The organism is Soonwooa sp. (assembly GCF_030151385.1).
In the GTDB taxonomy this organism is placed as follows: Bacteria; Bacteroidota; Bacteroidia; order Flavobacteriales; family Weeksellaceae; genus Soonwooa.
This window is the reverse complement of the sequence record NZ_JASLDS010000026.1, coordinates 63773-77053: the sequence shown is the minus strand read 5'-3', so window position 1 is coordinate 77053 and position 13281 is coordinate 63773. Positions and strand designations below refer to the sequence as shown.

At 36.1% G+C, this 13281-nt stretch carries 13 protein-coding genes and 1 pseudogene; 10 read left to right on the top strand and 4 right to left on the bottom strand.

The window, feature by feature from the left end:
* Positions 1-103: 103 nt before the first annotated feature.
* The 8 genes from Q1V95_RS03990 (at position 104) to Q1V95_RS03955 (ending at position 8630) form a co-directional block, all read left to right on the top strand.
* On the top strand, positions 104-1285 hold the full coding sequence (locus Q1V95_RS03990; protein WP_300670529.1) for an MFS transporter: 1182 nt from the start codon (positions 104-106) through the stop codon (positions 1283-1285).
* Between the two features lie 222 nt (positions 1286-1507).
* Complete coding sequence (gene ribB, locus Q1V95_RS03985; RefSeq protein WP_300670526.1) at positions 1508-2182, top strand: 3,4-dihydroxy-2-butanone-4-phosphate synthase; 675 nt, start codon at positions 1508-1510, stop codon at positions 2180-2182.
* 11 nt (positions 2183-2193) lie between these two features.
* Entirely contained in the window at positions 2194-2988 is a 795-nt protein-coding gene (locus Q1V95_RS03980) for a siderophore-interacting protein (RefSeq protein WP_300670523.1), read from the top strand.
* A gap of 72 nt (positions 2989-3060) precedes the next feature.
* Entirely contained in the window at positions 3061-3609 is a 549-nt protein-coding gene (locus Q1V95_RS03975; RefSeq protein ID WP_300670521.1) for a hypothetical protein, read from the top strand.
* A gap of 308 nt (positions 3610-3917) precedes the next feature.
* Positions 3918-5057: a PepSY-associated TM helix domain-containing protein gene (locus Q1V95_RS03970; RefSeq protein WP_300670518.1), complete on the top strand. Its 1140-nt coding sequence runs from the start codon at positions 3918-3920 to the stop codon at positions 5055-5057.
* Positions 5041-5217, top strand: coding sequence for a hypothetical protein (locus Q1V95_RS03965; protein WP_300670515.1), 177 nt, complete (start codon positions 5041-5043; stop codon positions 5215-5217). Before Q1V95_RS03970 ends, Q1V95_RS03965 begins: the two co-directional genes overlap by 17 nt.
* Before the next feature lie 23 nt (positions 5218-5240).
* Entirely contained in the window at positions 5241-7433 is a 2193-nt protein-coding gene (locus Q1V95_RS03960; protein WP_300670513.1) for a TonB-dependent receptor, read from the top strand.
* A gap of 3 nt (positions 7434-7436) precedes the next feature.
* Entirely contained in the window at positions 7437-8630 is a 1194-nt protein-coding gene (locus tag Q1V95_RS03955; RefSeq protein ID WP_300670511.1) for a PepSY-associated TM helix domain-containing protein, read from the top strand.
* 64 nt (positions 8631-8694) lie between these two features.
* Here the strand turns inward: Q1V95_RS03955 and Q1V95_RS03950 are convergent.
* From Q1V95_RS03950 to Q1V95_RS03940, 3 genes and pseudogenes are all read right to left on the bottom strand, one after another.
* Positions 8695-8784: pseudogene (locus tag Q1V95_RS03950) on the bottom strand (FAD-dependent monooxygenase); the annotation flags it as partial.
* A gap of 21 nt (positions 8785-8805) precedes the next feature.
* Positions 8806-9561, bottom strand: a complete 756-nt coding sequence (locus Q1V95_RS03945; protein ID WP_300670509.1) for an AraC family transcriptional regulator — start codon at positions 9559-9561, stop codon at positions 8806-8808.
* Positions 9562-9670: 109 nt separating this feature from the next.
* Complete coding sequence (locus tag Q1V95_RS03940) at positions 9671-10231, bottom strand: Crp/Fnr family transcriptional regulator (protein ID WP_300670507.1); 561 nt, start codon at positions 10229-10231, stop codon at positions 9671-9673.
* 69 nt (positions 10232-10300) lie between these two features.
* On the opposite strand from Q1V95_RS03940, the gene Q1V95_RS03935 reads away from it, so the two are divergent.
* A complete protein-coding gene (locus Q1V95_RS03935) occupies positions 10301-11443 on the top strand; it encodes an MFS transporter (protein ID WP_300670505.1) in 1143 nt (380 codons plus the stop codon).
* Here Q1V95_RS03935 and Q1V95_RS03930 read toward each other — a convergent pair.
* On the bottom strand, positions 11440-12015 hold the full coding sequence (locus tag Q1V95_RS03930; protein ID WP_300670503.1) for a TIGR00730 family Rossman fold protein: 576 nt from the start codon (positions 12013-12015) through the stop codon (positions 11440-11442). The two genes, Q1V95_RS03935 and Q1V95_RS03930, sit on opposite strands and share 4 nt — an antisense overlap.
* A 217-nt stretch (positions 12016-12232) precedes the next feature.
* On the opposite strand from Q1V95_RS03930, the gene Q1V95_RS03925 reads away from it, so the two are divergent.
* Positions 12233-13279, top strand: coding sequence for a sensor histidine kinase (locus Q1V95_RS03925; protein WP_300670501.1), 1047 nt, complete (start codon positions 12233-12235; stop codon positions 13277-13279).
* Positions 13280-13281: the final 2 nt, after the last annotated feature.

The window sequence follows — 13281 nt, the reverse complement described above, 5'->3', positions numbered from 1 at the left end:
ACTAAATTATTTTTCGGCAATTCTTCTTTTTTGACCTGAGTCAAAGTTTTAGCGCTTGGGCAATTGCAATTTTGCAGTGGAAATAATTTTTAAAATAAAATTTATGAGTGTAACATTACAAACACAAAAAACACTTAGTTTTTATCAAGCTATAATTCCCATTATTATTTCAGTTTTTGGCGTTTATCTTACCATCGGAATTGCCTTTGGAGTGCTCCCAACATTTGTACAAAATAATCTTGGTTACGATAGTCTTATTGTAGGATTGGTCATCGGTTTGCAATCCTTGTCAACATTAATTACCCGTGCCTATTCTGGCAAAATTACCGACACCAAAGGTGCCAAAAAAAGTAATCTTTTGGGCGTTATTCTGGCGGTTGTTGCTGGGCTTGCTTATCTTTTTGCGGCATTATCTCAGGAAAATAAAGCTCTTGCATTGGGTTTGTTACTACTTGCCCGTGTGATACATGGCGTTGGCGAAAGTTTTTTAGTAACGGGTGCTTTAACTTGGGGTATCGGCCTTGTTGGGCACAATAATTCGGGAAAAGTCATGACGTGGAATGGCATCGCAATGTATGCAGGAATCGCTATTGGCGCACCATTAAGCATTTGGCTTAGTCACGGTTATGGTATTTTTCCAGCTTTTGTATTAATCGTTTTAATGCCTTTTGTTAGTTGGATTGCTACCGCAAAATTGCCTGCATTGCCTGTAGATAAAGACCATATCCGAACGCCTTTCTATAAAGTAATCGGAGCAATCTCTGGACAAGGTTTAAGTCTTGCATTTTCATCGCTTGCTTTTGGATGTATCGCCTCTTTTATTGCTTTATTTTTTACCGAAAAAAATTGGGGTGATGCCTCATTGGCTTTCATGGTTTTCGGAGCGTGCTATGTCTTGACAAGAATATTTTTTGCGTCGTTTCCCGATAAATATGGAGGTTACAAAATAGCTTTTATATCGCTCCTTATCGAAATTGTAGGACAAGTTTTAATCTGGACAGCTGCCAGCAAAGCTATTGCTATTGTAGGATGTGGATTAACAGGAATTGGATTCTCGTTGGTTTTTCCAGCATTAGGTGTTTTGGCAATAAAGAAAGTAAGTCCGCAAATGCGTGGTACAGCTCTTGGCGCTTACGTTGCCTTTGTCGATTTGTCGTTAGCGTTGGCAGGTCCTTTGGCAGGTTTAGTTGCTGGCTGGTTCAATTATCAGTCTGTCTATTTATTTGGTGGTATTAGTTGTGTTTTATCGATAATTATTTTGATGCTAAACAAAAGTAAATCGTAGCACCCGACTCATCTTTTGACCTTAAAGGTTTTCAGTTATTGACTATCGATATGAAATTTAAAATGATGAAAAACTAATTGAGGCGTGAGGGAAATCTTTGATTTTTCAGTTTATAGGAAGTAATTTTTTTGTTAAAGATAAAATCCTTGCGCCTTTTTATTATATGATTGATTTTTCAATTGATTGTATTTTTTTTAAGCCTAAAAAATAAGAATAAAAATAATGGAAAATAGTTTGAAGAATTTTGGCAAAACAGCCAAAGAAAGAGTAGAAAATGCCATCGCCGAATTGCAGATGGGAAAAGGTTTATTGCTAATAGACGATGAAGACCGCGAAAATGAAGGTGACCTTATCTTCTCCGCCGAGAAAATGACCCTCGAAAATATGGCGCAAATGATTAGATATTGCAGTGGCGTTGTTTGCCTTTGTCTTACGAATGAAAAAGCCGACCAATTGGACTTGCCTTATATGGTTAACGACAATTCCAGTTTGTTTGGTACGCCGTTCACGGTTTCTATCGATGCCAAAGAAAATGCCACAACAGGACTTTCTGCATCAGACAGAATTGCAACAATAAAAGCGGCAATCTCTGAAAATGCAGTGCCAACAGATTTGGTGCGTCCCGGACATATTTTTCCTTTGCGTGCTAATGACAATGGCGTTTTGGCGAGAAATGGACATACCGAAGGCAGCGTCGACTTGATGAAGTTGGCAGGTCTGCAACCAATGTCGGTTTTGTGTGAGTTGATGAATGACGACGGAACAATGTCTCGATTGCCAGAAATTATCGCTTTTGCCAATGAAAATGATTTAATGGTTTTATCCATTGCAGATATTATAGAATACAGAAAGTATCACCAAACCGAGATATTACAAAAAAATGAAATGCTTTTATAAAATTTAAAACAATGACAAATTCAATTAAAGCTAAAATAGTACGCTCCGTTTTTACGGTAAAAAGAAAAGAGTTTTTAACACCTAATTTTATACGTGTTATTTTTGAAATAACCGATGAACAATGTAAAATGCTTACCAACGTCCAGGAAGGCTCCAACAACAAAATTTTTATTCCGCCTAAAGGGGTTTTACCCACTTATTTTCCAACGAAAGAGCTTAATAATAACTCCGAATTGGTTGCTGTAATGAGAACATACACCAATCGCAAAATTGATTTAATCCAGAAAGAATTAGTCATCGATTTTGTGGCTCATGGAGAAACGGGACCTGCCTCTGCATGGGCAATTAATGCAAATATTGGTGCACCGTTAGGCATTGCAATGAAGGAAGCTGGGCGTCCTTTGGTTGGCGAAGCGGATGATTTTTTATTGGTGGGCGATGCAACGGCTTTGCCTGTAATCGCTTCTATTCTGGAAAATTTACCAAAAGATGCTCATGCAAAGGTTATTTTAGAAGTTCCGACTCATGAAGATGAAATGCCAATTTTCTCCGCCGCAAATATCGAAGTAGAATGGTTGCACAATCCCAATCCCGAAAAAGGAAGTCGGTTGGCAGTGAAAGCCTTGGCACACCAATTTCAAAATAAAGATTCCGTAAATTTTGTGTATTGTGCTGCCGAATATAGCACGGTAAAGGAAGTGCGTGAGTATTTTCGCAAAACCTTAGCTTGGGATTCGCAGTTAATCTACACCAGCAGTTATTGGAAAGCAGGTGCATCCGAAGACGCGATGGAAGCCGATAGGTAAAATTATCATCCTGTTAGGCAAACACAACATTGCTGTTTTTTGGTACATTTGTCTAACACTGATTTCTAAACCATGGAAGAATTATTAATCTCCTACATCAAAAGCAAAATATCGGTAACGGAGGAAGATATTGCGACGATTTTGACTTACTTCAAACCCATGAAAGTAAAGAAAAATGAAATGCTTCTAAACCATGGACAATCCAGTCAGCGTTCATTTTTCGTGGTAAAAGGTTGCTTGCGCATATTTTTCATCAACGAAGCCGCAACAGATTATTTGTTGATTGGGAACGTAACCTCCTTAGCCTATCTTTATGAACTGAACAGAGCAATTGCAGTTAGTAAAAATGTGCACAGCCTTGTTTTCGCAAATGATGCCAAGGAAATTTTCCAAGATATTGACCATAGTTTTCCTTTGGATTCTTATATTCTTGATTTTAAAAACCCTGCCGAACTCACAAAACTCTTAAACGAAAATCTTCCAGAACTTAGTAAAAATAATGTCGCCTACATTGCTGGTGACGCCACTGAAGTGGCTTTAATTCATAATTTTTTGAAAAGTAATTCTAAATTTTCAATGGATAAAATTCATTATAAAAACTTTCGGACTGAGGAAAAATGATTTTAATAATCCATCTTTAATAGTTACTTTATTTGCATTTTGTGAAATGCATAATAATTATTCACAATTTTTTAAAAAAATTAATTCGATATTCTGACAACATTTTTAGCAATGCGAAAAACTTGAATTTGAATATAAAACACTGATAAACATTGAGTTTATTTAGTGTTTGTATTTTATTTTAATGCTTGTCGTGCATATTTATTATTTATAACGTTTATAAATAATCTCTATTTCGATAGAAAATTTTCATTAAATATATTTTATTTAGAATAGTTAAAAATAATACATTTGACGAAATTTTATTTGTGAAGATTAAAACCGCAAAACGTTGGTTCAATTGGCATAAGTGGACAAGTCTTATTTGTACCATCTTTCTATTAATGCTTTGTGTTACGGGCTTACCGCTCATTTTTCATGAAGAAATTGAACAGCTTACACAGAATTTCAACGCACAAGTTCCAGCAGGTGCACAAAAAATAAACCTCGACAAACTCAAAGAAATCGCCGAAGCCAGAAATCCTGGTAAACATGCAAGATTCGTCTTTTGGGATGCTGAGAAAAATCCAAACCAAGTCCTTTTTGATGTTGTCGAAAAACCTGATGCGCCCTACAAGGATAGCAAATATGTTTTGATAAACGAATATACTGGCGAAATTCTCGACGAGCCTAAAGATGAGGGTTTCATGAGTGTTATGCTGCATTTGCATACGGATATGTTTGTCGGGATTCCAGGAAAACTTTTCTTAGGTTTGATGGGCATTTTGTTTGTTATTTCGATTATCTCAGGAATTGTGCTTTATGGTCGTATCATGAAGCATTTTGATTTTGGGATGGTTCGCAAAGACAAATCTGCGCGTTTAAAATGGCTTGATACGCACAATTTTTTGGGTATTGCTATAACCGCTTGGATGTTGGTAGTGGGCTTAACGGGCGTTATCAATGCGATGTCCGATGTAATTATTGGTCTGTGGCAGCAAGGTCAACTTGCCGAGATGACCGCGCCTTATAAAAATGCCAAACCGCTTACGGGCAATCTTAGTTCGATAGACGCTGCAAAAAAACTTGCCGAACAAAAAATTCCCGATATGCACGTTTCGGTGTTGGTATATCCTGGGACGGCTTTTAGTAGCAAGCATCATTATGCGGTTTTCATGAAGGGAAATACGCCTTTAACCGCCAGAGTTCTGAAGCCTGTTCTCATAGATGCTGCCAACGGCCAATTCACGGATTCCAGAGATATGCCTTGGTATGTTAATACTTTATTTGTTTCCGAGCCTTTGCATTTCGGAGATTATGGAGGATTGTTCCTAAAGGTTTTGTGGGCGATTTTTGATGTCATTACGATAATCGTCCTCATCACTGGATTGTACCTATGGATTATACGCAGAAAATCACAAAAAAAGCAATGGACAAGAATACAAAGACTAAATGATGAAAAAAAATAGGTTTTTAAAAGTATGGGGACTCCCAAGCATTTTGGGAGTTCTTACACTTGTCGGCTTAGTTCTGGCATTGGTTAAAGATGGCATTTTGGACATTGTTGCCTGCGCGATTTTGCTAATTCCCATTATCATTCTTCTCAAAAATTATTATTTCAAAAAATAAACGATTCAATTATTTAATTCAATATGAAAAAAATTATAATTCCTGCATTGATATTAAGTTCAACTTTGACTTTCGCACAGGAAAAAGATACGATAAACTCGCACAAGATAGATGAAGTAATCATCAATAAGGTCATCAAAAAAGAATCTGAATCTACCAGTAAAATGCCTTTGAAGGCTATCGAAGACCCACAAGTTTATTCCTCAATAAGCAACGTCGTATTACAAAATCAACTATTGTCGACTGTTGATGATGCCTTTAGAAACTTTACAGGCGTACAAAAAATGTGGAGCGCAAATGGACGCGCTGGCGATGGTGGTTCCTACGTTAGTTTGCGCGGGTTTATTAGTGAGAACTCTATGAGAAATGGAATGATAGCACCAGTTTCCACGGCAATGGATGCTATTAATATTGAAAAGATAGAGGTGCTAAAAGGTCCATCAGCAACACTTTTTGGTAGTAATGTAACTTCTTATGGTGGTTTGATTAATAGAGTCACAAAAAGACCTTTTGACTACCTAAAAGGTGAAATATCATTAAGTGGTGGTAGTTACAATTATTACCGTGCGCAGGCAGACATTAATACACCAGTGACAAATGATAAACGTTTGATGTTTAGGGTTAATTCGGCTTACACAACATCAGGTTCTTTCCAAGATAGTCATGCCAAAAACACTTATTTCGCGTTTGCACCATCGTTACGATACAAAATAGACGACAAATTGGACATTAACGTAGAGTTTGAAAACTTTGAAAGTCGCGCCACGCCAGAGCAAGTTATTTTTTATTTAAATAGTAGTATTGCGCCAGGAATTAAAGATTTAGAAAATCTGGGACTGAACTACAAAAACTCGTATATCGCTTCGGGTATTTATACCACCGCAAAAGTTAGAAATCTTTTTGGTCAAATTAATGCCAAGATTAATGACCATATTAAATCTTCAACCAATGTAGCGACATCTTATTCGTACTCCGATGGGCAAAATCCATATTTTTACATTACACCAAAGTCAGCACTGGATAACGAGTTGGGTGTTGTAAGAGCAGACCAATCTACGCATAATAGCGTACGAAAGTATTTCCAAGTTCAGCAAAATTTTAATTTGGATTTTAATATTGGGAATGTTAGAAACCGAACGGTAATTGGAGGAGATTATATGACGCGTAAAGACGACCAGCATTTTATATTCCTTAGCGCTTTCGATTGGGTTCCTTTCCGTGGTGGCGTGTATGATAATATGACATCTGCAGCAATTTCGCAAATGTATAGCACTTTACAAAATACGCCAGGTTACGATTTTACTGCTAATAATACTTATACAGCAACGGGAACTCTTAACACTTATAGTTCTTATGTTGCCAATGTTGTTACACCCATAACAGGGCTTAACATCATGACATCTGTACGTTATGAAAATAATAAATACGATGGCGGATTACAAGGAACGGTACAAGTTGCACCATATTCACAAGGCTCATGGTCTCCTAAATTAGGCGTTGTTTATGAAATTATTAAAGATAAATTTTCCGTGTTTGGAAATTATCAAAACAGTTTCAAAAGCAATGGTTACATCAATATAGATACGGCTTTGAACACTGCACTTTCTAAACCCGAAACGGCAAATCAATGGGAAGGAGGTTTCAAAACAAGTATTGTAAAAGACAAAATAAATGCAACAATTAGTTACTACAATATCGATGTTAAAAACTCTTTGCTAACAACAGGATATGTTGGCGCTATGGCGATTCAAAATCAAGCAGGAGCCTTAACCAGTAAAGGTGTCGAATTAGAAGTGAATGCCTACCTAATCAAAGGTTTTTCTTTAATCGGTGGTATTAGCTATAATAATATGAAATACACTAAAATGGATGCAGATAGCCAAGGTCTAATTGGTTTAAGACCAGATACAGCATCTTCTCCTTGGTTAGCTAATTTCAATGCAAGTTATCAATTTGTGGATGGTAATCTCAAAGGATTAGGTTTTGGTATCGGTGGTAATTATGCAAGTGAAAACAGAATTTCTAATACGCCACAAGGCTACTTTGCTTTACCAAAATATTTTGTGCTTAATGCAAATGCATTTTATGATACCAAGAAATTCAGAATTGGAATTAAAGCCGATAACTTCACCAACGAGCATTATTGGAATGGCTACACAACCGCAAATCCACAGCAGTTGTTAAATGTTGTAGGCAGCTTCACATACAAACTTTAATGGATGAAGAAATCGCATCATCATAAGAAAAAAATAGGTTTTTTCAAAAAATGGTCAGCCAAACTACATTTGTGGTTTGGCTTAGCTATTGGCATTCCTATTTTCATTATTTCTTTAACAGGCGCCATCTACGTTTTTAAAGATGAAGTCCAAAACTACCTCAGAAAAGACTATATCTACCTAAAGCAAAGCGATATTGCCAATAAAGAAGTACTTCCGATACGAGTTTTGGAACGCCATGTTAACGAACAAGTCAAGGAAAAATATCCAATACATTGGGTTAATGTTCCAATTGAAGCCGATGCCAGTTATCAATTCTATTGGTACGAGCATGATCCATCAGCGTGGAATTATTTCGACGAATTTCCTATCTACAAAGTGGCGTATGTAAATCCTTATAATGGCAAAGTTTTGCAAGTCTATGACGAGAAAATGGACTTTTTCCAAATCGTTAAAATGATACATTGGAGTTTTTTGCTGAAACAAGATTGGGGAACTTATGTGGTCGGAATTCCGGTAGCGATTTTCTTAATCATGCTAATAACCGGAATCGTATTATGGTGGCCAAAAAATAAAGCAGCACGAAAGCAGAGATTCCGATTTCAATGGAAAGAAACAACACGCTGGAAACGCAAGAATTACGACATCCATAATATCTTTGGTTTTTATACCTGCGTTTTGGCTTTGGTATTCAGCATTACAGGCTTATTTTATGCTTTTCTCATCGTGCAATCTTTGTTGTACTTTGCTTTTTCTGGTGGTAAAACAACTTATCCTGATTTCACTGCAATAACCACTAAAGCGCCTATCGAAATGCGAACGGAAGGTACTTTAGATATTATTGCAAACAAAGTAAAACATGATTATCCCAAAGCTTATGGTTTTAGTTTAGACCTTGGACATCCGCACATGGACGATCATCAACATCCCAATTTCGAAGTCTATGTTGCGCACAAAAAGCAGGTGTATTATAAAAGTAGTAGCCTAATATTTGATGAAAATAACGGCGATCTTTTGCATACCCACGATCCAAAAGACAAGAACTTTGGCGAGAAATTTATTGCAGCCAACTACGACATCCACGTTGGTGCCATTTTAGGGTTGCCGACCAAAATTATTGCCTTTATCGTAAGTCTTATGATTGCTTCAATGCCTGTAACGGGTGTACTGATTTGGTTTGGAAGGAGGAAGAAGTAATATAATTTTAATCTAAAAAATCCCTTTAGGTAAAAACATAAAAATTTAAAAAAAATTGAGCTCCGTCAACGCCTTTCAACACTAATAATTTGGCTAAAGTTAATCCCGCGGGGCCGCCGCCAATGATTGCAACTTTTTTATTTGATAATAACATTTGATTTAATTTTCTACAAAGTTATTTCGCCGAGTAGACTAAGAATTGTAAAAATCGGTCGTTTTCGTTTTTGGAAAGTTCTTTAGGCGAAACGCCAGATAATTTTTTGATTTCTTTGATAAAATGCGATTGGTCGGTAAAATTATCAAATTGTGGTGCCAATTGACCTTTTTGAATATATGGCAAACATGCTTGAAACCTCAAAATATTGCAATACGACTTCAAGGAAACACCTAAATTTTGGTTGAAATAACGATTGATTTGTCTTTCGCTCCAAATCACTTTTTCGGAAAGTTCTTTTACGTTGATATTACCGTCTTTTTCAAAAATAAGTCGGAACAATTGGCGTTTGCGTTCATCAATTTTGGTAGGAATTAAAGACTTGATTTTGGCACTTGCCTTGGCGCAAAAATCATCAAAATCGATTACTTTATCCACTTCAAAATTCCAAAAATCGGCAGGTAAATTTTTAGCAACATTCAAAACATCGGCAATGGATTCTTTTAAAATATATTCCAACGCCAAAGGATTAAAACTAATGCTGTAAAAGGTTTCGATATTGCCTTGACGCATTTCTTTCGCCTGCGTTTCCAAGCCCATTAACAGCACTTCCCAATTTTGATTTTCGGTTTTGCACCACATCAAATCAATTCTCCCATTCGGAATAATGATGCCTTTCTCAATCTTAGAAACATCATTTAAACACGAAAAAGCACAGACGAAATCCGCCAAATCTGCATCTGGCAATCGAAACTGATATTGAAGTTGATGAGACAAAATTTAGTTTAAAATTAAGGTTTAAAAATTGTATTTTCGCTGTTAAATCGTTTTTTATTTCCATTTAATTTCCAAGAAATTCATTTATCAAAAATGCAAAAAAAATAGTTTATTCTGCAAAATCCTTTAAACTTCTATTCAAGCTTCTCAAAGTAACGCCGAAATAATTTGCCAAATCATTTTTATGAATCACGGATAAAATATTAGGATAAGATTTTGTGATTTCGGCGATGTTTTGGGCTAAAGTATGGGTTTGCATAAACGAATACCGCAAAGCTTTGTACCTGATTTTATTCGCGAGCATTTTTAATAAAAGTCCATTAAATTCGGTATTTTCAAAAATTAAATTTTGAAAAGTAGCCAATGAAATTTTATAACAAACCACTTCTGTAATCGCCTGAACTTCGGCAATGGTCTTGGTTTCGGAATTGGAAATAATCGTTTCTATTTCGCCTAATATTTCTCCAGTGCTAAAAAATTCTTGCACAAATTCGATTCCATCATTATCAAATCGACTGCATTTTAAAAGTCCAGATTTTACAAGAAGAATATTTTTGATGTAACTATCTTGCTTGATGATAATATCGCCTGCAGCAAAGGTTTTTTCTTCAAAATCCGAATTGATTTTGTGTTCGAAAAAGTCCAAAAAGTCGTCATTTGTTCTAATCATTTTTCAATTGGACATTTGTCCTTTCTTCAAATTGTGCGCACTATTAAATTTGCAAAAAACATCGATTAAATGTACAAAAAATTATATGCATTAAGCCTTTCGTCTCTCTTCTTTTCGGCGAGTTACAATATCTTACTTCCCGAATTGCCAAAATACCTAATCAATATCGGTGGCAAAGAATATTTGGGATTTATTATTCTGCTTTTTACGATTGCAGCATTGGTTTCACGGCCATTTAGCGGATTTTTATCCGACCAAAAAGGTGGCAAATTTGTTATTGCTGTCGGCGTTTTGGTTTCGTTAGGAATTAATCTTTTGTATCCAATTTTCCTAAATGTATTTGGCTTTTTATTACTTCGTTTTGTACACGGTTTTTCGACGGGATTTGCGCCGACGGGATATACCTATTTTGCAAAAAATAATTTTAGCGACAAAGGCAAAGCGATCAGCATTCAAACTGCTTTTTATGCTTCTGGAATGGCGATTGGACCACTTTTCAGCAGTTATATTACCGAAAATTTCGGTATAGAATATTTGTTCTTTGTAGGTTCCGCATTAGCATTGCTATCGATAATTTTGGTTTTACCTTTAAAGGAAATCCGAAATCGAGAAAAGCAACCAATTTCAACACAAGGAAAAAGCAAATCTTTAATCGATTTTAAAATTTGGAAACCCGCAGTTTGCATGTTTTGGGTCTATCTAAGTTTCGGGGTTTTGTTAATTGCTTCGCCATTAATCGCCGAAAAAATAGGATTCGAAAACAAAGGAGCTTTCTTCTTTTTCTTTACGATTTCCACCATTGTGAGCCGACTTATTTTAAGCAATCAATTTCATCAATCAAAACTGCCAAAACTACTACAAATAGGAAGTCTTTTGTTGATTTTATCATCCTTATTTTTCGGAATTTGGCAAGAAAAAATAGGTTTTATTTCCGCTTCTTTACTTTATGGTTTTGCAATGGGAATATTTGTTCCAGCACTTAATTTGTGGACAATTAACAGCAATTCTGGCGAGGACGGAAAGGCGATTTCGACGCTTTATATCTTTATGGAATTGGGCATCGGCATCGGCGCTTTCCTCATTGGTGCGTTGATTGTAAAATACGAATCAGCGTTTAAAATTGTCAATATCTCTTATTTGATTCTCTCAGTTTTCATTCTGTACTTTTTATTGAAAATGCCTAAGAAAACTCAAAATTCAAACAAAGTTTAATTTTTACCAATCCATTTTGCTTCGGTTGGTGGCTGATAATTTCTCATTTTGGTTAATAAATCGTCAATATTGTCGCTAACGATTACCATTTTTTGGTTGACTTCACTCAGAAATCTTTTGTCTACCATTTTGTCAATTAGCGCAAAAAGGTCGTCGTAAAAACCATCGACATTAAGCACTGCTACTGGCTTTTTGTGCAAACCAAGTTGCCCCCAAGTCAACATTTCGAAAAACTCTTCCAAAGTCCCGAAACCGCCAGGAAGCATAATGGTTCCGTCGGAAAGGTCGTTCATTTTGGTTTTTCTCTCGTGCATGGTTTCCACCAAAATAAGCTCGGATAAATTGGGATGTGCAACTTCCAAATTCTTTAAGAAAATTGGTAAAACGCCAATCACATTTCCATTGTTTTCGATGGCACCATTTGCGACAGTTCCCATTAATCCTGTACTGGAACCTCCGTACACCAATCCTATATTTTGTTCGGCAAGTGATTTGCCCAACTGGTAAGCTTGCTCTTTATAAATCGGCTCCGAACCCATGCTGGAACCACAAAAAACTGTAATCCTTTTCATAATTAATCAAATTTTGATTTTATCTTCTTTAGTTTTTTTTCAGAAAAAATTCGATGCAAATATCGGAATTAATAGAATATAGTGAAAGAAATCCGCTCGAATCCCATTGTTTGTTGCTACAATACGACTGTTGGTGGATTATTTTTTAGGAATACATTTAGAACGACTAATATTGCATCAGAAAATCAAAATAGTGTAAATTTAATCAACGTAAAAAATGATGTCTTACCTCAAAATACATTGGAAACAAATGCTCTTTACCTTGCTGGCGTATACCTGTTGGTCGGTATTGGCGTTTATTTTTTTGGTGGCTTTTCAGGGAAGAGAACTTACGATTGAGCAATTTGGCGGCGACCGAATTTACATCAATTTTGGTCATTCGATTATCAAAGGAGCGCTTGTTTATTATGTATTGATTTTTGTGTTTTTGATTCCCTCACTGCAAACTCGAAATTGGAAAAAAGCAAGCTTTCAGATAATCATTTTCTTCGCTTTATTGAGTGTTTATGAATATCTGTGGGCGTTTAGCATCGGTACGCCAACCCAAGCCGAAAGTGGGCATTTAACGGTAAAAACCTTTTTCTTGACCTTGATAATGCTCGATGTGCTTTGCATTTTGGTTTCGATATTTGTGGCGGTTTTGCTTACTTCCTATAAAATGCAGCAACACAAAGCGCTATTGGAAAAACAAAAATTGCAAGCGGAACTTGCAGCGGTAAAATATCAAATCAATCCACATTTTTTGTTTAACTCTTTGAGTTTTATTTATACCAAAACCTACAAACAAAACCCAGAAGCGGCGCACGCTGTACAATTGCTGTCGGAAATTATGAGTTATGCCTTGGAAGATTGGGGCGACCAAGGAACGGTTCCGCTGAATGTGGAAGTAGAGCAAATGAAAAAGGTAATTGAGATGAACCAAATCCGTTTCAGTAAAAAGTTGCCTATTTTCTTTAACGAAGAAATCAACAATTGTACAACGCAGATTCCTATTCTTACGTTGATAACAATTATTGAAAATGCCTTTAAACACGGTGATTTATCGGATGAAAACAATAAAATGACCATCGAGATGAAAGCGAGCGCCAGCAAAATCAATTTTTACGTTTGCAACAAAAAGAAAAAAAGTCCGAAAGAGCCTTCAAAAGGAATCGGTCTGGAAAATGTACGTCAACGTTTGCAGCAGTTTTACGGCGTCCGACATACTTTTGTGACCAAAGAAGACGAGAATTATTATATCACCGAAATCACCATTAATCTCTAAGT